At 73.2% G+C, this 23994-nt stretch carries 15 protein-coding genes and 1 pseudogene; 6 read left to right on the top strand and 10 right to left on the bottom strand.

Features of this window, described 5'->3' with window-relative positions; genetic code table 11:
- Window positions 1-2 precede the first annotated feature (2 nt).
- Together ACIRSU_RS30780 and ACIRSU_RS30775 are read right to left on the bottom strand one after the other, a co-directional pair.
- Window positions 3-263 (bottom strand): hypothetical protein, encoded by a 261-nt coding sequence (locus tag ACIRSU_RS30780; RefSeq protein ID WP_403799306.1) that lies wholly within the window; start codon window positions 261-263, stop codon window positions 3-5.
- The gene (locus ACIRSU_RS30775; protein ID WP_403799026.1) at window positions 227-1045 is read right to left on the bottom strand and encodes a hypothetical protein; all 819 of its coding nucleotides are present in this window, start codon (window positions 1043-1045) and stop codon (window positions 227-229) included. Before ACIRSU_RS30775 ends, ACIRSU_RS30780 begins: the two co-directional genes overlap by 37 nt.
- 214 nt (window positions 1046-1259) lie before the next feature.
- Between ACIRSU_RS30775 and ACIRSU_RS30770 the strand changes: the two genes are divergently transcribed.
- From ACIRSU_RS30770 to ACIRSU_RS30760, 3 genes are all read left to right on the top strand, one after another.
- Entirely contained in the window at window positions 1260-8231 is a 6972-nt protein-coding gene (locus ACIRSU_RS30770) for a DEAD/DEAH box helicase (RefSeq protein ID WP_403799303.1), read from the top strand.
- Window positions 8228-10486, top strand: coding sequence for a UvrD-helicase domain-containing protein (locus tag ACIRSU_RS30765; protein ID WP_403799023.1), 2259 nt, complete (start codon window positions 8228-8230; stop codon window positions 10484-10486). Before ACIRSU_RS30770 ends, ACIRSU_RS30765 begins: the two co-directional genes overlap by 4 nt.
- A gap of 654 nt (window positions 10487-11140) precedes the next feature.
- A complete protein-coding gene (locus ACIRSU_RS30760; protein ID WP_403799020.1) occupies window positions 11141-11488 on the top strand; it encodes a hypothetical protein in 348 nt (115 codons plus the stop codon).
- A 39-nt stretch (window positions 11489-11527) separates the two neighbouring features.
- Here the strand turns inward: ACIRSU_RS30760 and ACIRSU_RS30755 are convergent, their stop codons facing one another.
- The 4 genes from ACIRSU_RS30755 to ACIRSU_RS30740 form a co-directional block, all read right to left on the bottom strand.
- On the bottom strand, window positions 11528-13081 hold the full coding sequence (locus ACIRSU_RS30755) for an MFS transporter (RefSeq protein ID WP_403799017.1): 1554 nt from the start codon (window positions 13079-13081) through the stop codon (window positions 11528-11530).
- A 124-nt stretch (window positions 13082-13205) separates the two neighbouring features.
- The gene (locus ACIRSU_RS30750) at window positions 13206-14036 is read right to left on the bottom strand and encodes an alpha/beta fold hydrolase (RefSeq protein ID WP_403799014.1); all 831 of its coding nucleotides are present in this window, start codon (window positions 14034-14036) and stop codon (window positions 13206-13208) included.
- Window positions 14037-14097: 61 nt separating this feature from the next.
- On the bottom strand, window positions 14098-14499 hold the full coding sequence (locus ACIRSU_RS30745; protein WP_403799011.1) for a RidA family protein: 402 nt from the start codon (window positions 14497-14499) through the stop codon (window positions 14098-14100).
- A complete protein-coding gene (locus ACIRSU_RS30740) occupies window positions 14496-15848 on the bottom strand; it encodes an acyl-CoA dehydrogenase family protein (protein WP_403799008.1) in 1353 nt (450 codons plus the stop codon). The genes ACIRSU_RS30745 and ACIRSU_RS30740 overlap by 4 nt, the downstream gene beginning before the upstream one ends.
- 213 nt (window positions 15849-16061) lie before the next feature.
- Here ACIRSU_RS30740 and ACIRSU_RS30735 point away from each other — a divergent pair.
- The 3 genes and pseudogenes from ACIRSU_RS30735 to ACIRSU_RS30725 all read left to right on the top strand — a co-directional run.
- Window positions 16062-17678 (top strand): annotated as a pseudogene (locus tag ACIRSU_RS30735) (AMP-binding protein); the annotation flags it as partial.
- 343 nt (window positions 17679-18021) lie between these two features.
- Complete coding sequence (locus tag ACIRSU_RS30730; RefSeq protein WP_403799005.1) at window positions 18022-18822, top strand: PaaX family transcriptional regulator C-terminal domain-containing protein; 801 nt, start codon at window positions 18022-18024, stop codon at window positions 18820-18822.
- A 26-nt stretch (window positions 18823-18848) separates the two neighbouring features.
- Window positions 18849-19268: a hypothetical protein gene (locus tag ACIRSU_RS30725; protein ID WP_403799003.1), complete on the top strand. Its 420-nt coding sequence runs from the start codon at window positions 18849-18851 to the stop codon at window positions 19266-19268.
- 5 nt (window positions 19269-19273) lie between these two features.
- Here ACIRSU_RS30725 and ACIRSU_RS30720 read toward each other — a convergent pair whose 3' ends face one another.
- From ACIRSU_RS30720 to ACIRSU_RS30705, 4 genes are all read right to left on the bottom strand, one after another.
- Window positions 19274-19672, bottom strand: a complete 399-nt coding sequence (locus tag ACIRSU_RS30720) for a hypothetical protein (RefSeq protein WP_403799001.1) — start codon at window positions 19670-19672, stop codon at window positions 19274-19276.
- 10 nt (window positions 19673-19682) lie between these two features.
- Window positions 19683-20072: a VOC family protein gene (locus tag ACIRSU_RS30715; RefSeq protein WP_403799300.1), complete on the bottom strand. Its 390-nt coding sequence runs from the start codon at window positions 20070-20072 to the stop codon at window positions 19683-19685.
- Between the two features lie 47 nt (window positions 20073-20119).
- The gene (locus ACIRSU_RS30710) at window positions 20120-22366 is read right to left on the bottom strand and encodes a bifunctional salicylyl-CoA 5-hydroxylase/oxidoreductase (protein WP_403799297.1); all 2247 of its coding nucleotides are present in this window, start codon (window positions 22364-22366) and stop codon (window positions 20120-20122) included.
- Between the two features lie 611 nt (window positions 22367-22977).
- Window positions 22978-23805, bottom strand: a complete 828-nt coding sequence (locus tag ACIRSU_RS30705; protein WP_403798999.1) for an enoyl-CoA hydratase family protein — start codon at window positions 23803-23805, stop codon at window positions 22978-22980.
- Between the last annotated feature and the right edge of the window lie 189 nt (window positions 23806-23994).

Below are 23994 nucleotides of genomic sequence, written 5' to 3'. Positions count from 1 at the left end.
GGTCAGGTCCTGAGGCTCCGGACGACGTGCGTCATGTGCTGGACATGGCCCACGCGCAGCCAGTCGCCGACGTTCCCGGTGCCTTTCGGACCGTGGCCGTGCGCGCAGTCGCGCAGCCAGGTCTCGGCCGTGCTCGCCGCCGGGCCACGGAAGTCCGGCAGGGCGAGGACGTCCCGCGCGGCGGCCCGGACGGCGGCGGCCCGGCCGGGACCTCGCGTAGGCGCCTTCACGAGGACGTACGACTCGTCGGTGGTGTACCGCAGCGCGTTCCAGGGCGGGCCTCCCTTGCCGGTGGAGGGCGGGCGATACCCCTCGTGGAGTCGGCGCCGTAGTCGCCGTACGCGAGGATGGAGTCGAACTCCCGTCCGCTGCCCCGCACTTCCGTCCACACGCGCCAGTCCGAGCGTGGTACGACCGCGCTGCCACGCTCCAGGAGCCGGGCGGTGACGTCGGGGAAGGCGCCGCCCAGGACGGCCGCCGTGCGCCAGGGGAACAGCGGCAGCAGGGCGTCGAGAGCGCGCCGTGTCTCCTTCGCGGCGTCGGTGCGGTCGGCGAGGACGGCGCCCAGGTCGAGCAGGAGGTCCGCCTCCACAGCGGGGTCGACACGGGCGATGAGGTCGCGGACGGCATGAAGGGGCACGTCGTCCCAGTGGCCGGGCAGCATGACGCGTATGCCGAGTCCGCTCCCCGTGGACCGGGCGTGCTCCAGCATCGCGGCACGGTGAGCGTCTGGGCGGTCGGGGCCCGTCACCGGGCGCAGCGCACTCACGTCGGCGTCCGCGAACAGCGCCTCGGCCAGCGCCGACTGCTGCGCCTCGTCGGCGAACGGGCAGTCGATCCAGGCCGGATGATGGCGATGGGCCTTCCGCACACGCCACAGGTCGCCCCGTACGCCCACGGCGAGTGCGTCGGGATGTACGCCAGCGCGGGGCGGAAGGTTCCACAGCGGCACGACGGCCGTTTGCACCTCTGGGATCAGCTGCCGGTACGCCTGGCAGGCATGCTGCTTGGTCGGCAGGACGGGAACGTACAGCGGTCCGGACATGGCGGCTCCCCCTCGGCTCTGCCCGCGTCCTCTTCGCCGCGCCTGTCCTCGCCCGTCCCATTGTCCATTCCAGGATCCGCCGCATCACCGCCGCACGAAATGGCGTCTTTTCAGCCTTCATGACTGAAACTTCAATGAATCTGGAAGCGCTGTGATCACCGAGGTACTGTTCGTGAGGCTCGGCAGCGGTATCGGCAAGGTGAAAGGGACCGTCGTGAAGCCCACCATGGCCGCCGCCCAGTTGCGCGGCAGTCTGACGCAGTACCTCACGACGACGTACGCCCTCGCCGACGAGGGCACCCGGCGTGCCCTGGAGCGCTTCCTCGGACATCCCGAGACGGGGATCTTCCGGGGGCCGTACCTCCGGATCCGGACGCCGTTCCACGTGGCGGACGACGGCTGGCAGCGGGAGCTGGAGTGGACGGCCGGGTTCCCCGGCTTCGCCCCCTACCGGCATCAGGCCCGGGCGTGGGCGCGGCTGTCCACGCTGCACGGCCCGGCCCGGCCGACGCTGGTGACCACCGGGACGGGCTCCGGCAAGACGGAGTCGTTCCTGATCCCGGTGCTCGACCACTGCCGCCGCGAGCGGGCGCGCGGCAACCGGGGCGTCAAGGCCGTCCTGCTGTACCCGATGAACGCGCTCGCCACCGACCAGGCCGGCCGCATCGGCGACTACCTGGCGCGGCCCGAACTGGCGCAGGTGACGGCCGGTCTGTACATCGGCGACCGGCCCGACACGGACTTCCGCCGGGTGATGACCCGGCGCGAGGAGATGCGCGTGTCGCCGCCGGACGTGCTGATCACCAACTACAAGATGCTCGACCTGCTGCTCCAGCGCGGCGAGGACCGTTCCCTGTGGGAGGGCGCCGACCTCACGTACGTCGTGCTGGACGAGTTCCACACGTACGACGGTGCGCAGGGTACCGACGTGGCCATGCTGCTGCGGCGGCTGGCCGCGGCGACCGGTGCGTCACGGCCTGGCCGGCCGCTCGGGTCGATCTGCCCGGTGGCGACGTCGGCGACCCTGGGCGAGGGCCCGGCGGGCGCTGCGGGCAAGGAGGCCGGCGGCATCCTCGACGTGGCTTCGCGGGTGTTCGGGATGCCCTTCCCGGCGGACGCGGTGGTCGGCGAGGAGAGGATGTCGGCCGAGGAGTTCACGGGTGCCGTGGACTACGAGCTGCCCGAGCCGCCGACGCCGCAGGAGATCATCGCCTGTTCGGGCGGTCCCGGTGTGGAGGCCCAGCCCGATCTGCTGGACCTGGACGGGCTGGCGGAGCGGCTGCTCGGCCGCGCCGGCCTCGACGCCTTCCGCATCGGGCGGCTGCTCAAGCGCCACGACTTCACCCACGGCGTGCTGTCGCTGCTCGGCGGAGAGCCGCTGGACGAGTGGGGACTGCGCGACCGGCTGGCCCGCTTCGGGTACGCGTGGGGGCGCACGGCGCGGGAGAATCCGCAACTGGTGCTCCAGGCGCTGTCGCGGTTCGTGGCCCTGCTGTCGGCGGCACGCGATCCGGAGTCCGACGAGCGCCGGCCCCGGCCGCTGCTGCACATCGAGGCCCACCTGTGGGTACGGCCCGTCACCCGGGTGCTGCGCGGTGTGGGGGCGGCGCCGGAGTTCCGCTGGTACGAGGACGACCGCACCGCGGCGCGCCGGGCCGCGCTGCACGCCGCACCGGTCGGCGACGAGGAGTCCGACGGGTCGTCCGCCGGCTGGCCGTCGCCCTCCGCGCGGCCGCAACCGCTGGCCGGGGCCGACACCGCCGTCCGGCCCGCCGAGGTGCATCTGCCCGCGGTGTACTGCCGCAACTGCGGCCGCTCCGGCTGGGCGGCCCTGTCCCCCGAGGCGGACCCGCAGCGGCTGGTCATGGCCCAAGATCGGATCTGGCGGGCGTCCGTGGGCCGGGACAAGCGGCGCCTGCGCTACTTCATCGCCGCCACGCAGAGCGAGCGCCAGCAGACGCTGGACGCGCTGACCTGTGCGCGGCCGTCGGACGGCGGCGGAGTCGACCCGCTGTCGGTGGTGGTGCTCGACGGCGGGCAGGGCACCTACCGGTTGCCGACGCCGTCGGACGCGGGCGACCTGATCGACGCCTGGTTCGCGCTGGCCGTGCTCGACAAGAAGTCGGCCGACCGGGCCGCCAAGGACGACCGCTGCCCTGCCTGCCACACCGACAACAGCATCCGCTTCCTCGGCACCGCGCAGGCGGCGCTCGCCTCGGCGACCGTCACCCAGCTGTTCACGGGCGGCGACATCGCGCTCGTACCGGAGGAGCGCAAGACGCTGCTCTTCAACGACTCCACGCAGGACGCGGCCCACCGGGCCGGATACGTCGCGAACGCCTCGTACAAGTTCTCGCTGCGCTCGCTGCTCGCCCACAACCTGGACGAGTCGGGCGCGCCGACCGCGCTCAACGACCTGATCGGACACGTCCTGGAGTCGGTGGACGACCCCGAGGCGCTGGCCGCCGTCGTGCCGCCCGACCTGCACGACGAGCCCGGCGTCGACCGGCTCCTCTCGGGACGCGGCACCGGCGACGCGCGGACGTGGAAGCTGATCGGCGAGCGACTCGCCTTCGCCACCGTCATGGAGTTCGGGCTGCGCAGCCGCATGGGCCGCACCCTGGAGCTGACGCGGACCGCCGCGGCCGAAGTGGTCGTCGCGGAGCCCGAGCGCGTCACGGCGCTCGCCCGCGACATCCACCTGTCCCTGCCGGGCCAGCTCCTCGTCACCGGCGGGCTGCCCACGCCCGACCGCTACCTCGCCTACGTCCGCGGCCTGCTGGAGCGCCTGCGGCTGCGGGGCGCGGTGCACCACCGGTGGCTCGACACCTGGATGAAGGAAGCCGGCACCAACCGGTACCTCATCTCCGGCCGCAGGCCGGAAGGCATGCCCGCATTCCCCGAAGGCGTCGCGCCGCCGCGCTTCCTGCTGGACGGACAGAAGGACAGGTCGGAGTTCGACGCGATCACCGGCCGGCTGGGCTGGTACCAGGACTGGACCCGCCGCTGTCTCGGCCTGGACGCCGCCGGTGCCACCGAGTACCTGCGGCGGCTGCTGCCCGCCCTCGCCGACGAGCGGGTGCTCGCGGTGCGCACCGCCAGGGACCGGCAGACACGGCTCTACGGGCTGCAGCCGGGGCACATCGAGGCGCGGCTGCTCGACGACGCCGTCGTCAACAAAGCGTTCGTCAGCTGCGAGGACTGCGGCTGGCAGCAGGTCGTGGCGCCGGAGCGCCGCACCCGCTGGTACGGGCACCCGTGCCCGCGCTACCGGTGCAAGGGATTGCTGACCCCGCCCCAGCCCGGCATGCCGCGCAGCGGTTCCAGCACCTCCGGGTTCGGCTCGGCAGTCCGCGAGCGGGACTACACCGGCGACTACTACCGCCGGCTCTACCTGACCGGCGGGACGTTCCGCGTGGTCACCGCGGAGCACACGGGCATGCTCACCAGGCCGGAGCGCGAGCGCGTCGAGCGCAGCTTCAAGGCGGGCACGCACTACACCGACCCGAACGTGCTCTCGTGCACCCCGACACTGGAACTCGGCATCGACATCGGCGAGTTGTCCGCCGTGCTGCTCGGGTCCCTGCCCAAGGGCCCCGCCAACTACGTGCAACGGGCCGGCCGTGCGGGACGCCGTACGGGCAACGCGCTGGTCGTCGCCTTCGGCGGGCGCCGCGCCCGCGACCTGTACTACCTGGACGAACCGTCGGAGATGATCGCGGGGACGATCCTTCCTCCCGGCTGCTACCTGTCGGCCGTGGAGATCCTGCGCCGCCAGTACACGGCCCGGCTCCTCGATCTCGCGGCGAGCGGCGGGCTGCGGACCTCCGACGGCGAACTCCTGCCGCCGGTGCCCCGGTTGTCCTCCGCGCTGTTCGGCACCACGGGCTGGTGCCAGGACCTGGCGGACGCCGCGCAGACCCACGGCGCCACGCTGGTCGAGGAGTTCCTCGCCCTGTTCCCGGGGGGCGGCGACGATGCCGACGGTGGCGTGTCGCCATACGCGGCGGACGAGCTCAGGGCGTACGCCACCGGCGGCATCGTCCGGGCACTGCAGGAGGCGGAGGAGGACTGGACCGGACGGCGCGAGGAGCTCCGGCGCAGGATCGCCGCGATCGACGAGGCCGCCGAGCACCTGGTCCGCACGGACGTCGTCCAGGACCGCGAACGCCGGGAACTGCTCGCCGAACGGCGCGGCGCCGGGGACCTGCTGCGGGAACTGAGCCAGTCGAGCGCGCACGGCACGCTGGTGGAGCTCGGGCTGCTGCCGAACTACAGCCTCACCGACACCACCACGCAGCTGGAAGCGACGCTGTACTGGACGGAGACCCCGGACGACGAGGAGGACACCCGGCCGGAGAACCCTGCGGGGGACCCGGCCAAGCGGGTGTACCGCAGCGAGACGCGGGACTACGAACGCTCCCGCAAGCTCGCCCTGACCGAACTGGCGCCCGGGAACAGCTTCTACGTCAACGGCTACCGGCACGTGGTGCGCGCGCTCGACGTCGGCACCCCGGACCGCCGGGCCTGGGCCGAGTGGCGGCTCTGCCCGGCGTGCGGGTACGTCCGTACGCACGACGCCAGGAAGGACACCAGTCCGTGTCCCCGCTGCGGAGGGCGGGAGATCGCAGACGCTGGCTGCGTGCAGTACGTGCTCCAGCCGCGGCGCGTCGTCTCCCGTGACAAGCGGGACGACGCCCGGGTGCGGGACGACCGCGACGAGCGGGACCGCCGGCACTACGCGGTGCTGACGACGGTCGACGTCGACCCGGAGCGGATCACCCCCGGGTCGTGGCGGCACGAGACGGCCGTCTTCGGCGTGGACTTCACCCGGCACGCGAAGATCCGCACGCTCAACCTGGGTCTCGACCGGGAGGAGGGCAGCAGCACCGTGCCTCTCGCAGGTGCGGACGTGCGGCTCAACCCCTTTTACGTGTGCACCAGTTGCGGCGGGGCGACGGCCGAGGGCCGTCCGGTCGTGGACGTGCCCCAGCACGCGCTGACGGACTCCGGCGCGGCAAGCACCGCGGCCGCCGCCCACCACCTGCTGTGGTGCCCGCGCCGCCGGACCAGGGAGACCCCGGCGGCCGGACCGGCCGAGCCGCAGGGCAAGGGTGAGGACGTGCCGCTGCTGCTCGCGCACGAGCTCACCACGGAGGCGGTGCGCATCCTGCTTCCCGCGTCCGTGGCCCGCGCCAAGGAGCGCCTCGCGTCGTTCACGGCGGCGCTGTTCGCGGGCATCGCAGCCCAGTACGGCGGCGATCCCGACCACATCGACATCGCCGAGGCGACGATGCCCGACCATCTGGGTGCCGACGGCTCCGACTGGCCGCGGCGCTTCCTGGTGGTCTACGACCGCCTCCCCGGAGGCACCGGCTATCTGCACCGGCTCGCGTCCGCCGACGGCTTCCGGGACGTGCTGCTCAAGGCGCGGGACGTCATCGAGGACTGCGGGTGCCGCGAGAAGGGTCTCGACGGCTGCCACCAGTGCCTGCTGCGGCGCGTGCCGGCGGCGGACTACGACAAGGTCAGCCGCAACGAGGTGCGGCAGATGCTGGAGGACCTCCTCGGCGAGGACGGTTCACGCTGGCGGACCTCCCCCGTCGCGACGACCCGGCACATCCCGCTGGAGCGGCAGGCCGAGAGCGATCTGGAGATCCTGTTCATCGAGACGCTCCAGGAGTGGGCGAGGCTCGCCGATTCCGGGGCCACCGCCGACGCGTACACCACGTCGGCCGGCACCTACGCGCTCGACCTGCGGCTGACGGGGGACGACGGGGCGACCGTGAGCTGGCGGGTCTCGCAGCAGCGCGCGCTGGACGGCACCCGGCCCGACATACTCCTCGAACGACTCGACGCGCCCGGCCCTCGCGTCGCGGTGTACCTCGACGGCTTCGCCTACCACGCGACCCCCGAGCACAACCGGCTGGCCGACGACGCCAGGAAGCGCACCGGTCTGCGCAGCGAGGGACTACGGGTGTTCCAGCTGTCGTACGACGACGTCAAGGAATGGCGTGAGCGCGTACGGGACACCGGATACGCGGCGGCGGGCCCGGCCGACCCGGTCTGGCAGCCCTACCCGGCGGACGCGCAGAACCGGGCACGCGACTACTACAGCCGCATCGGCGGAGGACTGCCCGGCGAGCTGTCCGACGCCGTCTGGGTCAACCCCGCCCGGCTCCTGCTCGCCTACCTGCGGACGCCCGACGCCCCACGCTGGCAGCGGCGGGCCGAAGCCGCCGCCGCGGGGCTCATCGGCGCGGCCGGCGTCCGCGCCGCCGCCCTCGGGCCGGACGGCCTCGGGTCGGCCCTGCTGTCGGCACTGGGCGGCGGGACGGTCACGGGCCCTGCGGGACCGGTCCGGCTCGTGTACGGGCCCGACGCCTCCGGCTGCCGGCTCGTCCTGGCCGCGGACGGACGGCGCACCCCGCCGGTGTGGACGGGCCTGACGGTGCTCGACGACAGCGCCGAGGCCGTGGCCGACGCGCAGGCCCACCGGAGGCGCTGGCGGGCCTGGTTGTACTGGAGCAACGTGCTGCAGTTCTTGGACCACGGGGGCGGCGACAGCGCCCAGCTCACCACGAGCCTCGTCGACGGCTTCGCCACCGAAGCCCTGACCGTGACCGGCGGCGAGGGATGGCTGCAGTCCGCCCGGACCGAGATTCTCCGGGAGGAGTCGGCACCGGTCGCGGCCGAGGCGGCGGCGGTCGAGGTCGGCGCCGTCCGGGACGGCACACCGGCGGCCACAGTCGCCGTGGCCACGGTATCTGCCGAAGTGGCGGCAGCGGCTGCCGAGCCGGTCGCAGCGACGGCGACCGGACGGGACCCGGGCTGGGACCCGGTGCTCGAATTCCTCGATCCCGACGAGGCCGGCCTGTCCGAGCTGGCCCTGGCCCTGGCGGAGGCCGGGGTACCGGCGCCCGAGGACGGCTACGAACTCGACGAGCGGGGATGGCAGGCTGAACTGGCCTGGCCCGCAGCCCGCGTCGGCGTGGTCCTCGGCGCCCGCGACGACGGCCTGGAACCCGACCACGAGGCCGCGGACAGGGACAAGGCCTTCGCAGCAGCCGGCTGGGACGTCCGTACGGCGACGGCCTGGAACGCCGCCGAACTCGCCGCCCGGCTGCTCGGACGGGACCGGGACACGAACCACGACAGCACCAGTGACGGGGAGCACACACGATGACCGCCTCGGGCGTGACGCTGCGCCTGCTCGACAAGGCCGACAAGGAGATCCTCAAGCTCCCCCGCACGGTCAAGGGCGCCTTCTTCGACTTCCAGCACAAGTTCAAGACCAACCCGCACACCACCGGCCTCAAGCTCCAACAGCTCAAGGGAGACAGCCGGCTGTGGTCGGCGCGCGTCAGCGACGACTACCGGGCGCTGCTGATCCGGCTCGCCGAGGACGACTGGCTGATCGTCTCCGTCAAACACCGCAAGGACGTCTACGACCGGCTGTCCGCACAGGTCAACCAGGTCACCGGTGGCATCGAGTACGTCGACCTGGAAGTTGTGGAGGAGAGTGTCCTCCGCAGGCTTCCCGCCCCGCCCGCCCCCGCGCCGGTCGCGCCCGAGGCCCCAGCACCCGAAGCGGCCAAGCCGCAGGAGCTCTTCGCAGCCTGGACCGACGCCCAGCTGTCGGAGCTTGGCGTCGCCGAGCCGCTGCTCCCGGTCATCCGGACGCTCACCACCGAGGACCAGCTCCTCGGCCTCGTCGAGTACGCGCCCCAGCTCACCGGCGAGGTCCTGCTCGCCCTCTTCGACGGCAAGTCGTACGACGAGGTCCTCGACCAGGTGACGACGCCCGTCGCCGTCGCCGAACCGGTCGACCCCGAGGACTTCCAGGCCGCGGCGCAACGCCCGGCCACGGTCGTCACCACCTCCGACGAGGCCCTCCGCGAGGCCCTGGAGGGCGGCGACTTCAGCCGCTGGAAGGTCTTCCTCCACCCCACCCAGGCCAAGCTCGTGGAACGGCGCTACTCGGGTCCGGCCCGGGTCGGCGGCGGGCCCGGCACGGGCAAGACCATCGTCGCCCTGCACCGGGTGCGTCATCTGGTGCGGCAGCTGCCGCCCGGCCGCGACAAGCCGGTCCTGCTCACCACCTACAACAAGAACCTCGCCGCCGATCTCCGGTCCCGGCTGCTGGAACTGGGCGGCGAGGAGCTGCTGGCCCGGGTCGAGGTCAGCCACGTCGACCAGCTGGCGCTGCGCATCGTGCGCGAGGCCGAACCGGGCAGCGGCAAGCAGGTGATGGACGACAGCCAGGCCGTACGGGAATGGCGGGCGCTGCTCGACGAGCTGGGCGAGGAAGGATGGGACCCCGAGTTCCTGCACGACGAATGGACCCAGGTGATCCTGGGGCAGGCCGTCGCCACGCGCACCGACTACTTCCGCGCCCGGCGGGCCGGCCGCGGCCGGAACGTCACCCGGGGCGAGCGCGCCGCAATCTGGCAGCTCGCGGAACGCTTCACCCAGCGCCTGGACCGGCTCGGACGCCAAACCTGGGACCAGGTCGCCGAGCGCGCCGCCCGGCTGGAGATGGGCCGCGAACAGCGCATCCTCTCCCTCGCGCGGCAGCGGGAGGAGGCCGGCGGCCTCGACAACATCCACGTCGCGGACGGCTCGGGCGGCTGGCTGCGCTACCGGTACCGGCACATCGTGGTGGACGAGGCCCAGGACCTGCGCCCCGCGCACTGGAAAATGCTGCGGGCGATGGCCCCTCGGGAAGCGGACGACCTGTTCCTGGTCGGCGACACCCATCAGCGCATCTACAAGAACCAGGTGACGCTCGGCAGCCTGGGCATCAACATCCGAGGCCGGTCGTCGAAGCTGAGCCTGAGCTACCGCACGACGCGGCAGATCCTCCGCTCCGCGCTCGACGTGCTGGGCGAGACGGACTACGACGACCTCGACGGCGACAAGGAGACGCTGGCGGGCTACCGGTCCGTGCTCAGCGGACGGCAGCCGTCAGGGCACTCCTACCCGGACTGGGCCGCCGAGCGGGAAGGCATCGCGGCCCTCATCGCGGGCTGGGACGCCGACCCCGATCTGGCCATTCCGCACGAGCAGATCGCCATCTGCGTGCCGACGAACCAGATGGCCGCCGAGATCGGCTACACGCTCGGCACGCACGGCATCCGGCCGGTGGAGATCCGTGCCGACGGCCCGCAGGGCGACGGCGGCGTGCACATCGGCACGATGTTCCGGTTCAAGGGACTCGAATACCAGCGGATGATCATCGCGGGCGTCTCGGACGGCCTGGTGCCGCGCGAGGCGGTGAGCCGGCTGCGCACGAGCGATCCGGTGCGATACCGCCACGAGTTGCAGCGGGCCCGGTCGCTGCTGTTCGTGGCGGCCACCAGGGCTCGGGACAGCGTGGATGTCTTCTGGCATGGGACACCCAGTCCATTCCTCGGGCCAGCACTGACGCAACACGAGTAAAGCCGGCCTGGGCGCACTCCACGACCACGCCGAACGGATCCCTGTGGGACTTCTGTCTTTGCCGGGCCAGCCCCGGACCACAGCCCCCCCGCCCCGGAGCGATCCGGACCGGCGGGGGCTTCCGAGGGTTGGTCCTCGAGAATGGTGAATGGGCGCCCGTGGCCCAAACTGCGGCCGGGCGGTCGGCCTGGCGGGACGGACTGGCTCAGCCCTGGTCGTCTACCGGCGTGAGCCGCAATCCCGTTCAATGGCAGATGAGTTGACCGTTCCTTCGGCAGGGGGGAACAGTTGGCTGAGGATCCGGGACAGCAAGGGAGCGCTCCTGCACGGCGACTCGGCGAGGTTGCGGCTCTGATCTGGGCAATAGCGGCAGTTGCCGGCATCTTGCTCGGCATCTTCGGGGTGCCGTCCTTCCATGGCGTGTCGACCTCGCGCCCGCCCACCGGCTCTGGTTCCCCGATCCGGACCACTGCGGCTCCCTCGACCCCGTCGCCCCTGCCCGGCCCATCCCTTCCTGACCTCCCCCAGGGATGGCACCGGGTTCGGGACGTCGAGCTCACAGCCGTGTTCGCCGTTCCGGACGGGTGGACGCGAACCGAGAAGAACACGATCCAGAGCGGTTGGGCCTCGCACGGCGGCACGTACGAGATCGTCATGAAGCGCGACACCTCGTACGGCCCGACCGCCCAAGCCGCGGCTGAGGGCCAGCACGCCTGGTATCGCAAGGAAGCCGAGTCCTCGATGGCCGGCCTCCGTGCTACGACCCACACCACTCGCCAGAGCGAGAGGGATGCGGTCTGGATGGAGCTCGATTATCACTGGAGGGGCCAGCCCCCCCCCCGCAAACGTGTGGAGGTCTTCGTGGCGGGCGACGCGGGCCGCGCCTACCAGCTCCTCGTCGACACGACGGCGACCGGCGACCACCCCGTAAGACAGCGGGAACTCTTCGAAGCGGCTCGTGCGCAACTGATAACGGACGTCGAGTACTCTCCGCCGGGCTGACGGACGTCCGTCAGCCCGGCATCGCCGTTTCGTACATGCTCAGCCCGCGCCCGGCACCATCCCGCCGCCCCGCAGGCGTTCCATGTCCGAGGGGCGGACCTTGATCGCGATGATGGCGATCAGGCAGGAGAGGATGGCGAACGCCGCGGCGACGATGAAGCCGGCGGTGACGCCGCTGGTGAGGACCTGGTCGCTCCAGGGTTTGGGGAGTTGCTGGGTGCGGGCGAACTGGGCCTTCTCCAGGGGACCGGCCTGGGAGAGGAAGGCGGGGACCTGGGTGTGGGCCTCGTTGCGGCTGGCCGTGCCGAAGACGGTGACCAGGATGGAGAGGCCGAGCGAGCCGCCGACCTGCTGGGTGGCGTTGAGGAGGCCGGAGCCGGCGCCGGCCTCGTGCGAGGGGACACCGGAGAGGGCCATCAGGGTCAGCGAGACGAACATCATGCCCATGCCGGCGCTCAGGACCAGCATCGGTCCGAGGATGCTGCCCAGGTACGTGGAGTGGACGTCGGTCAGGGTCAGCCAGGACAGCCCGGCCGCGAGGCAGATCGAGCCGATGACCATGAAGGGTTTCGGCCCGTACCGGGGCATGAGTTGGGAGGTGATCCCGGCGAGGACCGCGATGACCGCGCTGACCGGCAGGAAGGCGAGTCCGGCCTGGAGCGGGCTGAAACCCAGGACGTCCTGCACGAAGAGCGTGAGGAAGAAGAACATCCCGAAGATGGCCGCAGCCAGGCAGAGCATGATGCCGTAGGTGCCGGACCGGTTGCGGTCGGCGAACATGTGCAGCGGAGTGATCGGCTGCCGCGAGCGCCGCTCGATGAACACGAAGGTGACGAGAAGGACGACCGCCGCGCCGAACGAGCCCAGCGTGAGCGGGTCCTGCCAGCCCTCCTGCGCGGCGCGGATGAAGCCGTACACCAGCGCCACCATGCCCAGCGTCGAGGTGAGCGCGCCGAGCACGTCGAAGTGGCCGGGGTGGCGCTCGGACTCCTTGACATGGCGCGGGGTCAGGAAGGCGATGAGCAGCGCGATCGGGACGTTCACGAAGAACACCCAGCGCCAGTTGAGCCATTCGACCAGCAGCCCGCCGGCCAGCAGGCCGATCGCGCCGCCGCCGGCCGAGACGCCCGCGAACACGCCGAAGGCCCGGTTGCGTTCCGGCCCCTCGTCGAAGGTCGTGGTGATCAGGGACAGCGAGGTCGGCGAGGCGATGGCCCCGCCGACGCCCTGGAGCGAGCGGGCGGCGAGCAACTGCCAGGACTCCTGGGCGAATCCGCCGAGCAGCGAGGCCAGTCCGAAGAGCAGCACACCGAAGATGAAGACCCTGCGGCGGCCGAGGATGTCACCGGTGCGGCCGCCGAGCAGCAGCAGTCCGCCGAAGGTCAGCGTGTAGGCGTTGACGACCCACGACAGGCTGGTGGTGGAGAAGTTCAGTGCGCTCTGGATGTGTGGGAGCGCGATGTTCACGATGGTGATGTCGAGGACGACCATCAGCTGGCAGGAGGCGATCACGAACAGGGCGATGCCCTTGCCGTCGCCCTCGTGCCGAGGGGCGGCGGTCTTCTGCGAGGTCGTCGGCTTGGGGGTAGTCATGGCGCATCGCGCCCTCACCTGAGGGACCCGTGGGCCGGTCAGTCCACCTTTCGACCCTAAGCCCGCCCCCAGGACGTCACCAGTTGATCAAGCAACAGCCGCGGGCCGCCCCGAACAGCCGGGCTCAGCCCTCCGCGACGAAGGCGCGCAGCTCCGCCGCGAGCCGCTCCGGCTGGTCCTCCGCGATCAGCGTGCGGCTGTCCGCGACCTCCACGTACCGCCCCTTCGGCAGCAGCGCGGCCAGCCGGCGCCCATGCTCGCGCGGCATCATCAGGTCGTCGGCGGCCCAGACCACCAGCGCCGGCCGGTCGAAGGAGCGCAGCCCCTCCGCCGCCCGCAGCAACTCGTCCTTGCGCACGGCGAGGTTGTAGCGGCGGAAGTCGTGCCGTACGGCCGGGTCGGTACGCAGCGGCTCGAGCCAGCCGTCGACGACGGCGTCCGGCACCGGCCGCCGGGTGAGCGCGCCGATGCCGACGGGCAGGCGGCGCAGCGCCTTCAGCCCGAGCACCCGCGCCATCAGGGCGACCCCGCCGGGGATCCGGCAGGCCAGCGCGATCATCTTGCCAGGGGCGCCGGGCGGGTAGTTGTCGAATGCCTCGCACGAGACGAGGACGAGCCGGGCGAGCCGCTCGGGGTGCTTGACGGCGACGGTCTGCGCCCGGCCGCAGTCGCTCTCGACGAGCGTCACCTCGCGCAGGTCGAGCCGGTCGAGGAGCTCCCCGACCAGGTCGATCACGGTGTCCGGCGACAGCGGTACGTCGGGCCGCATCGGGATGCGGTGCGAGCCGTACGGGAGGGTCGGCGCGATCACCCGGTGGTCGGGGGCGAGCCGGGCGGTGACCTCGCGCCATACGGTGGCGTCGTGGACCAGGCCGTGAAGCAGGACGACCACAGGTCCCGGGCCGCCGGTGTCCTCGTACGCGATGGACCCGGCGCTCAGCTCGATCTCCGGCATGACCCTCCGCCTCCCCCGTCCGTCACGTGTCCCTCACGCGCACGTGTCCCTCACGCGTCCGTCACTCGTCCACGACCGCGAAACCGTCCAGTTCGACCAGGGCCTGATCGTCCCACAGGCGTACGACACCGATCACGGCCATCGCCGGATAGTCGCGGCCCGCCAACCGGTGCCAGATCCGGCCGAGTTCGTGCGCGTGGTGCCGGTAGTCGGCGACGTCCGTGGCGTAGACGGTGACGCGTGCCAGGTCGGCGGACGTGCCACCGGCATGACGGAGGGCGGTGAGCAGGTTGGTGAGAGCGGTCTCGAACTGCTCGGGCAGCGTCTCCCCGATCACCTTGCCGTCGCGGTCGAGACTGGTCTGCCCGGCGAGGAACACCAGCCGGCTGCCGGTGGCGGTGACGGCGTGGCTGAAGCCGCTCGGCGGGGAGAGCTGGGCAGGGTTGTGGCGGTGCAGGCTCATGGGCGGACTCCTGCCTCGGCGGGGGTTTCGGCGCGGGGAGCGGTGGAGGTACGAGAGCGGGTCTCGGCGGCGCTCCGGGCTCCGGGTTCGGCGGCGGTCCCGTCGCGGGGCTCGGCGGAGGTACGGGACCGGGCCTCGACAGCGCTCCCGGCGCGGGGCTCAGCAGCGCTCCCGTCGCCGGGCTCGGCGGAGGTACGAGACCGAGTCCCGGCAGCGCTCCCGGCGTCGGCGCCCCGGTACAGCTCCTTCGCGATGATCGTTCGCTGTACCTCCGTCGCCCCCTCGTAGATCCTGGGCGCCCGCACCTCCCGGTAGAGGTGTTCGAGGAGGTGGCCGCGCTGGAGTGCGCGGGCGCCGTGCAGTTGGACGGCGGCGTCGACGACGTACTGGGCGGTCTCGGTCGCGAACAGCTTCGCCATCGCCGCGCGGCGCGGTACGTCCGGGTCTCCCCGGTCGTACGCCTCGGCCGCCGCGTACACGAGCAGCCGGGCCGCCTCGGTGCGGGTCGCCATCTCGGCGACCTGGTGCGCCACGGCCTGAAGGTCGGCGAGGACGCCGCCGAAGGCGGGCCGGGCGGCGGTGTGGGTCAGGGTGGCGTCGAGCGCGGCCTGCGCCATGCCGACGGCGAAGGCCCCGACGCTGGGCCGGAACAGGTTGAGCGTCCCCATCGCCACCCGGAACCCCTCCCCCGGCGCCCCCAGCACGTCACCCGGCCCGACCCGGACGCCGTCGAAGACCAGGCTGCCCAGCGCGTGCGGCGCCAGCATGTCCAGGGCCTCGCCGCCGAGCCCGGCCCGGTCGCCGGGGACGAGGAAGGCGGTGACGCCGCGGGCGCCCCGCGGGTCGTCGCCCGTTCGGGCGAACACCGTGACCAGGTCCGCCTCCGGCGCGTTCGAGATCCAGCGCTTCTCGCCGTAGAGGCGCCAGCCACCCGCTTCCCGGTCCTCGACGGCCTCCAGGGACAGCGCGGCGGCGTCGGATCCCGCACCCGGCTCCGAGAGGGCGAAGGCGGCGACGGCGCGGCCCGCGACGACCTCCGGGAGCCAGCGTCCGCGCTGCTCGGGGGTGCCGAAGGCGGCGACGGGGTGGGCGCCGAGGCCCTGGAGGGCGAGGGCGGTCTCGGCCTCCGTGCAGGCGTGGGCGAGGGACTCGCGCATCAGGCACAGGTCGAGCGCGCCGGAGTCGAAGAGCCGGGCGAGCAGCCCCAGCTCGCCCAGGGCGGCGACGAGGGGGCGGTTGACGCGGCCCGGTTCGCCCTTCTCGGCGAGCGGGCGCAGGCGGTCGGCGGCGAGCCGGCGCAGCTCGGCGCACCAGGTGATCTGTTCCGGATCGAGCGAGAATGCGGCCATGGGGCCCTCTCCCGGGCCGGCGAGGCCAGAACCCGTATCGGAAGCGGTGTCTGTCAGGGAGCCGTATCGCGAACCGTTGACTGTCGTCACCATCACGATACGCTCCTTGGGCGACGGCCGAACCCGAACCGACCGGACCGGCCCCCAGGACAGGCGCCACCGCCACGACAGCCACCACCGCCACGACGATCCCACCGACAGGGGGACGGACGCATGGAGCTGACGCCCTCGGCCCACCAGGACACCTTCGCCCGCGACCATCTGCCGCCCGCGGAGCAGTGGCCGCAGCTGCTCTTCGAACTGCCCTCCCTCTCCTACCCCGACCGGCTCAACTGCGGCGCCGAGCTGCTCGACCGCACGGTGGAACGATTCGGCGGCGAGCGCGCCGCCTTCCTGGACGACGAGGGCGATGTCTGGACGTACGGGCAGCTGCGCGAGCGGGTGGACCGGATCGCGCACGTCCTGACCGGGGACCTGGGCGTGCGCCCCGGCAACCGGGTGCTGCTCCGCGGCCCCACCACGCCCTGGCTGGCCGCCTGCTGGCTCGCCGTGATGAAGGCGGGCGCGGTCGCCGTCACCGTCCTCGCCCAGCAGCGGGCCCGCGAGCTGGCCGTGATGTGCGAGCTGGCCCGCTGCAGCCACGCGCTGTGCGACGTGCGCGCGCTCGACGAGCTGGTCAAGGCCGAGGTGCCGGGGCTGCGCGTCACGCCGTTCGGCGGCGACGGCCCCGACGACCTGCTGACCCTCTCGACGGGCAAGCCGGACCGGTACGAGGCGGTGCCGACCGCCGCCGACGACGTGGCGCTGATCGCCTTCACCTCCGGCAGCACCGGGCGCCCCAAGGGCTGTCTGCACTTCCACCGCGACGTGCTCGCCGCCGCCGACACCTTCTCCGCGCACGTCCTGCGTCCGGAGCCGGACGACGTCTTCGCCGGCTCCCCGCCCCTCGGCTTCACCTTCGGCCTCGGCGGGCTCGTCGTCTTCCCCCTGCGGGCCGGGGCGTGCGCGGTCCTGCTCGAACAGGCGGGACCGCAGCAACTGCTCGCCGCGATCGCCCGGCACCGGGTGTCGGTGCTCTTCACCGCGCCGACCGCCTACCGGGTGATGCTGGAGGAGCTGGACGTCCCCGGCCACGAGCACGACCTCACCTCGCTGCGCCGCTGCGTCTCGGCGGGCGAGAACCTCCCGGCGGCCACCTGGGACGCCTGGCACGAGCGCACCGGCCTGAAGCTGATCAACGGCATCGGCGCGACCGAACTCCTGCACATCTTCATCTCCGCCGCCGACGGCGACATACGCCCCGGCACCACCGGCCGCCCGGTCCCCGGCTGGCAGGCCCGCGTCGTCGCGCCGTCCGGGCGCGAGCTGCCGGACGGCGAGCCGGGGCTGCTCGCGGTGCGCGGCCCGGTCGGCTGCCGCTACCTCGCCGACCCGCGCCAGACGGAGTACGTGCGCGAGGGCTGGAACATCACCGGTGACACCTACGTCCGCGAGCCCGACGGCTACTTCCGTTACGTCGCCCGTGCCGACGACATGATCATCTCGGCCGGGTACAACATCCCGGGCCCCCAGGTCGAGGAGGCCCTGCTCGCCCACCCCGACGTCGTCGAGGCGGCGGTGATCGGCCGGCCCGACCGGCTGCGCGGCGAGATCGTGGTGGCGTACGCGGTGGTGCGCGACGGGGTGCCGCGCGACGGCGCGACGGCGGCCGCGCTGCGCGCCTTCGTACGGGCCAGGCTCGTCCCGTACAAGTCGCCGCGCGAGATCGTCTTCCTGGACGCGCTGCCGCGCACGGCGACGGGCAAACTGCAACGCTTCCGGCTACGGGACAACAGACTCCGGGACGCCCGGCACGGAGGGCTCCCGAGCGACGTGCTCCAGGACGCCAGGCTTCAGAACGACGGGCTCCGGGACGACGGGATCCAGAGCGACGGGATCCGGGACGCCAAGCGTCGGGACGACGCACTTCGGGACGACGAACTCCGGGACAGCGCGCTTCGGGACGACGGGATCCGGGGCGCCAAGCGTCGGGAGGACGGACTCCGGGGCGACGGGCTCCGGGGCGACGGAACCCCGAACGAAGGGCGCCAGAGCGGCGTACTCCAGAACGTCCGGCTTCGGAACGACGGGTTCCGGGACGACGGGGCCGGACCCGGCGCCCTAAAGTGATCACGTGGCCGAGCAGCACACCCCCCGATCCCTGATCGTCTCGCTCTACGGCGCGTACGGCCGGTCGCCGGACGGCGCGCCGCTGGCGGTGGCCGAGCTGATCAGGCTGCTCGGCGCGCTCGGCGTGGACGCGCCCTCGGTGCGTTCCTCGGTGTCCCGGCTGAAGCGGCGCGGGCTGCTGCTGCCGCGGAAGACGGCGGAGGGCGCCGCCGGGTACGCCCTGTCGGACGACGCCCGGATGCTGCTCGACGACGGCGACCGCCGGATCTACGCCCGCGACGAGCCCCGGCTCGCCGACGGCTGGGTGCTCGCCGTGTTCTCCGTCCCGGAGGCCGAGCGGCACAAGCGCCATCTGCTGCGCTCCCGGCTCGCGCGGCTCGGCTTCGGGACGGCCGCGCCGGGCGTGTGGATCGCGCCGGCCCGGCTGTACGGGGAGACCCGACACACCCTGGAGCGCCTGGAGCTGTCGCCGTACGTGGACCTGTTCCGCGGCGACCACCTGGGCTTCGCCGCGACGGCGGAGGCGGTGGCCCGCTGGTGGGACCTGCCGTCGATCGCCAAGCTGCACGAGGAGTTCCTGGACGCCCACGAGCCGGTGCTCCGGGCCGGGCCGCCGGCCACGCCGGAGGACGCCTACCGGGCGTATCTGCTCGCCCTGGACTCCTGGCGCCGGCTGCCGTACGCCGACCCGGTCCTGCCCCTCGAACTGCTCCCGGAGAACTGGCCGGGCACCCGCTCGGCGGAGGTCTTCCTGGCGCTGCACGAGATGCTGCACGCGCGGGGCGCGGAGTTCGTGCAACCGTGACGGGCCCGCGGGCCGTCCCCGCGAGAGTGAGCACACACCTCTCCCGTCCGGTCTCCGGGTGGCAGTGGCTGTCCTGGTGGGCGACGGTGCCCTTCGCGTTCGGCGTCGCCTACGGCGCGAGCGCGCTGACCGCGCGGGCGCGGGCCTACTGCGACGCGGCCTGGGAGCCGCAGCACCGTTTCGTTCATCTCATGGAGTTCGTCGTCCTCGCGGGCGGCGGCGCGACGGTCGCCTTCGTGGCGGCGATGGTGGCCCGCCGGGCGACGCTGTGCGCCTCGCGCCCGGTCCGGGCCTCGGCCCAGCTGCTCGCGGTGGTGGCGGTGCTGCCGACGATCGCCTGGCTGTACGTGGGCGCGCAGGCCACCCCGGACGGCTGTCCGGGCGACTCGGGCCTGTGCCCGGCGAGCAACGTGCCACCGTGGTGGCCGGCCTGGCTGCCCGAGTGAGCCCCTCAGAGATCCGGTCGGCTGAAGCCCGCCTGGTGGGTGTGGAGTGTGACGGTGGCCTCGCGCCCGCCGAGCATCTCCGCCTTCGCACGCAGCCGGGTGACGGCCTCCGGGCTCGGGTCGCCGTACACGTCGATGGTGCGCAACCGGATGTGCGCGCCGAGCGCGCGGAACCTCGGCCCGCCAAGCTCCAGGTGGAACTCGAGGGACGCCGAGTCCGGGTGGACGGCGAGGACGGTCATCGTGGCCGCGGGCTCGTCGAGGTAGAAGTGGTAGGCGAGCAGCCGCGGCTCGCGCTCCTCGACGAACGCGGCCAGGTCGCGCATCCCGGCCCGCAGCTCGTCGAGCCCGCCCGCACGGACGTCCGAGCGGTCGACGTAGTACAGAGGCTGCGACTTCGTCATGGCGGACGGGTCAGCTCTTGTACTCGGCGATCTGGATCAGGTTGCCGCAGGTGTCGTCGAGGATCGCGATGGTGACCGGCCCCATGTCCACCGGCTCCCGGGTGAAGCGCACGCCGAGCGCGCTCAGCCGCTCGAACTCGGCGCGCACGTCGGTCACGGCGAAGGAGTTCACCGGGATGCCGTCGGCGGTGAGGGCCTCCTGGTACGCCTTGGCGGCCGGGTGCTGGTTGGGCTCCAGGACCAGCTCGACGCCGTCGGGGTCCTCCGGCGAGACGACGGTCAGCCAGCTGTGGCCGCCGAGCGGGACCTCGGTCTTCTTCACGAAGCCGAGCACCTCGGTGTAGAAGCGCAGGGCCTTGTCCTGCTCGTCGACGAAGATGCTGGTCAGGTTGATCCTCATGAGGTGCTCCGGGTGGTGCGGGGGTACGACGGTGCGGGGTGCCGGGGTCACGGGTCCTTGCGGCCGGTCGGCGGGCGCCGGCTGCCCGCGCGGTACGGGTCCGGCCAGGGCGCGGCCGGGCCGGCGTAGCCCTGTTCGGCGGCCGCGTGCAGGGTCCAGTGGGGATCGTAGAGGTGCGGGCGGGCCAGCGCGCAGAGGTCGGCGCGGCCGGCGAGGAGCAGGGAGTTGACGTCGTCCCAGGAGGAGATCGCGCCGACCGCGATGACGGGCACGCCGAGGGCGGTGCGGATCCGGTCGGCGTACGGGGTCTGGTACGAGCGGCCGAACTCGGGGCGCTCGTCGGGGACGACCTGGCCGGTCGAGACGTCGAGGGCGTCGGCGCCGTGCGCGGCGAAGGCGCGGGCGATCTCCACCGCGTCCTCGGCGGTGGTGCCGCCCTCGGCCCAGTCGGTGGCGGAGATGCGCACGGTCATGGGCCGGTCGGCCGGCCAGGCCTCCCGGACCGCGTCGAAGACCTCGAGCGGATAGCGCAGCCGGCCGGCCAGGTCGCCGCCGTAGCCGTCGGTGCGGTGGTTGGTGAGCGGGGAGAGGAAGCCGGAGAGCAGATAGCCGTGCGCGCAGTGCAGTTCGAGGAGGTCGAAGCCGGCCCGGGCGGCGCGCCGGGCGGCGGCGGTGAACTCCTCGCGCACGGCGGTGAGTCCGGCTCGGTCGAGGGCGTGCGGGGTCTGGTTGACGCCGGTGCGGTACGGCAGCGGCGAGGCGGCCACCAGGGGCCAGTTGCCGTCCGGGAGCGGCTGGTCGATGCCCTCCCACATGCGGCGTGTGGAGCCCTTGCGGCCGGAGTGGCCGAGCTGCACGCCGATCGCGGTGCCGGGCGCCTGCGCGTGGACGAAGGCGGTGATCCGGGCCCAGGCGTCGGCCTGTTCGTCGGTCCACAGGCCGGTGCAGCCGGGGGTGATCCGGCCGCGTTCGCTCACGCAGACCATCTCGGTCATGACCAGGCCGGCGCCGCCGAGGGCGCGGGCGCCGAGGTGGACCAGGTGGAAGTCGCCGGGAACGCCGTCCTCGGCCACGTACAGGTCCATCGGTGAGACGACGACCCGGTTGCGCAGGGTCAGTCCGCCGAGCCGGAACGGGGTGAACATCGGCGGCGTGCCGGGCGGGCAGCCGAACTCCTCCTCGACGGCGGCCGTGAAGCGGGCGTCGCGCAGGCGCAGGTTGTCGTGGGTGACGCGGCGGCTGCGGGTGAGCAGGTTGAAGGCGAACTGCTTGGGCGGTCGGTCGAGTTGGCCCGCTATCTCCTCGAACCAGCGCAGGCTGGCGGCCGCGGCGCGCTGGGTGGACTCGACGACCGGGCGGCGCTCGGCCTCGTACGCGGCGAGCGCCTCGGGCAGCCGGCCGGGCCGGGCGTCGACGTGGGCGGCGAGGGCGACGGCGTCCTCGACGGCCAGTTTGGTGCCGGAGCCGATGGAGAAGTGCGCGGTGTGGGCGGCGTCGCCGAGGAGGACGGTGTTGCCGTGCGACCAGCGGGCGTTGACGACCGTGCGGAAGGCGGTCCAGGTGGAGTTGTTGGAGCGCAGGCCCCGGCCCTGGAGCGCCTCGGCGAAGATCTTGGCGCAGCGGGCGGCGGACTCGCTCTGGGCCTCCGTGTCGTCGCCGAGCTCGTCGAAGCCGGCGGCGCGCCAGACCTCCTCGCGCATCTCGACGATGACGGTGGAGGAGTCGGCGGAGTAGGGGTACGCGTGGAGCTGCATCACGCCGTACTCGGTCTCGGCGATCTCGAAGCGGAAGGCGTCGAGGGCGAAGTCGGTGGCGAGCCAGATGTACCGGCAGCGGTGCGTGGTGATCGTGGGCCGGAAGACGTCGGCCCGTTCCTCGCGGGTCCTGCTGTGCACGCCGTCGGCCGCGACGACGAGGTCGTGGGTGGCGGCGAGCCGGGCGGCCGGCGGGGCCTCGGTGCGGAAGCGGAGCCGTACGCCGAGGTCGGTGCAGCGGGCCTGGAGCAGTTCCAGGAGACGGCGGCGGCCGAGCGCGGCGAAGCCGTGGCCGGTGGAGGTGTGCAGACGGCCACGGTGCGCGATCTCGACGTCGTCCCAGTGCACCAGCTCCTTGCAGAGGGCGGCGTGGACGACGGGGTCGGCGCTCTCGATGCCGCCGAGCGTCTCGTCGGAGAGCACGACTCCGAAGCCGAAGGTGTCGGTGGGCGCGTTCCGCTCCCAGACGGTGACCTCGCGGGCCGGGTCGCCGCGCTTGAGCAGCGCGGCGGCGTAGAGCCCGCCGGGGCCGCCGCCGATGACGGCGATGCGGAGCGGTACGGCCCCGGGGCGGGGGACGGCGGGCCGCGCGGCCTCGGCGAGAAGGGCGGGCGGCGTCACCGCCGCGCCCCGCACCGCGCCGGTGCCGCCCGGCGCGGTACGGGGTCCGGGGGGCGCCACGGGCAGCGCGGGGGCCAGGCCGGTGGGTGACGGCGGAGGGCCGGCGGGTTCCGGGGAGCCGGGCAGGGCGGGGGCGAGGCCCGCGGGTGACGGCGGAGGACCAACGGGTTCCGGGGAGCCGGGCAGGGCGGGGGCCAGGCCCGCGGGTGACAGCGGGGGACCAACGGGCTCCGAGGGGCCGGGTAGCGCGGGGGCCAGGCCCGCGGGTGACAGCGGGAGGCCGGCCGGCTCCGCCGCCGGGCGTTCGGCAGGCCGGGGGGAACCGGCCGGCTCCGACGCCGTCGACCGTTCGGCGGGCCTCGCTGAACCGGGCGGGTGCGCCGCCAGGCGTTCGGCGGGCACGGTGGAACCGGACGAGTGGGCTGCCGGGCGTTCGGCGGGCACGGTGGAACCGGGCGGGTGCGCTGCCGGTGCCGCCGGTACCCGTGCACGCACCGCCCCGTCCGCCGGCTCCGCCGCGCCGCGCACGCTCACCGTCCTCGCCATTTCGCCGGGCGCTTCTCGGTGAACGCGGCGTGGAACTCGGCGTAGTCCTCGCCGTGCATGAGCAGCGCCTGGGTGGCCGCGTCCATCTCGACCGAGGCGGCCAGCGGCATGTCCAGCTCGGCGGTGAGCAGCGCCTTCGTCTGGGCGTGGGCCAGGGCCGGGCCCTCGGCGAGGCGGCGGGCGAGGGCGGCGGCGCGGGTGTCGGCGGCGCCTTCCTCGGTGAGTTCGCTGAGGAGGCCGATGCGCTCGGCCTCGGCGGCGCCGACGGGGTCGCCGAGCATGAGGAGCCGGGTGGCGTGGCCGAGGCCGACGACGCGCGGCAGGAGGTAGGCGGCGCCCATGTCGCCGCCGGAGAGGCCGACGCGGGTGAAGAGGAAGGCGAAGCGCGCCGTGGGGTCGGCGACGCGGAAGTCCGCGGCGAGGGCGAGGACCGCTCCCGCGCCGGCGGCGACGCCGTGGACGGCGGCGATCACCGGGAAGGGGCATTCGCGCAGCGCTCGCACGGTCTGCCCGGTCATCCGGTTGAAGTCGAGCAGCTGGGCGGTGTCCATGGAGAGGGTGGCGCCGATGATCTCGTCGACGTCGCCGCCGGAGCAGAAGCCGCGTCCCTCGCCGCCGAGCACCAGGGCGCGGACGGCCCGTTCCCGGGACAGCTCGGCGAGCAGGTCGCGCAGGTCCGCGTAGGCGCCGAAGGTGAGGGCGTTCAGCTTCTCGGGGCGGGCGAGGGTGATCGTGGCGACGCCGTCGTCGATCGTGAGGCGCAGGTGTCGCCAGCGTTCGGTGCGGGTCGCGGAGCCGGTGAAGGGGCTCATTTCGGGAGGACCTCCCTGATTGTGCGCGCGTACGGGTACGGCATCACCATCAGAGGGTATCACTCATCTGTGACCACCGTCACGAGCACGCGATAAGTGCACGCACGCGACGCAACCCACGCCGTAAGCGCGACGTGTGACCACCAGCCGAAGGTCCCGGCCCCTGGTCCCCGCCGGAACGGGCGACCG

Source organism: Streptomyces sp. NPDC101160, assembly GCF_044768205.1.
Taxonomy (GTDB): domain Bacteria; phylum Actinomycetota; class Actinomycetes; order Streptomycetales; family Streptomycetaceae; genus Streptomyces.
The sequence above is the reverse complement of the archived record's forward strand: the minus strand, read 5'-3'. Positions and strand labels throughout refer to the sequence as shown.

Bases quoted from the DNA above. Each gene is read 5' to 3' on its own strand.
- ACIRSU_RS30775 (WP_403799026.1), bottom strand. From the start codon at position 1,045: ATGTCCGGACCGCTGTACGTTCCCGTCCTGCCGACCAAGCAGCATGCC.
- ACIRSU_RS30765 (WP_403799023.1), top strand. From the start codon at position 8,228: ATGACCGCCTCGGGCGTGACGCTGCGCCTGCTCGACAAGGCCGACAAG.
- ACIRSU_RS30760 (WP_403799020.1), top strand. From the start codon at position 11,141: ATGAAGCGCGACACCTCGTACGGCCCGACCGCCCAAGCCGCGGCTGAG.
- ACIRSU_RS30755 (WP_403799017.1), bottom strand. From the start codon at position 13,081: ATGACTACCCCCAAGCCGACGACCTCGCAGAAGACCGCCGCCCCTCGG.
- ACIRSU_RS30750 (WP_403799014.1), bottom strand. From the start codon at position 14,036: ATGCCGGAGATCGAGCTGAGCGCCGGGTCCATCGCGTACGAGGACACC.
- ACIRSU_RS30745 (WP_403799011.1), bottom strand. From the start codon at position 14,499: ATGAGCCTGCACCGCCACAACCCTGCCCAGCTCTCCCCGCCGAGCGGC.
- ACIRSU_RS30740 (WP_403799008.1), bottom strand. From the start codon at position 15,848: ATGGCCGCATTCTCGCTCGATCCGGAACAGATCACCTGGTGCGCCGAG.
- ACIRSU_RS30720 (WP_403799001.1), bottom strand. From the start codon at position 19,672: ATGACGAAGTCGCAGCCTCTGTACTACGTCGACCGCTCGGACGTCCGT.
- ACIRSU_RS30715 (WP_403799300.1), bottom strand. From the start codon at position 20,072: ATGAGGATCAACCTGACCAGCATCTTCGTCGACGAGCAGGACAAGGCC.
- ACIRSU_RS30705 (WP_403798999.1), bottom strand. From the start codon at position 23,805: ATGAGCCCCTTCACCGGCTCCGCGACCCGCACCGAACGCTGGCGACAC.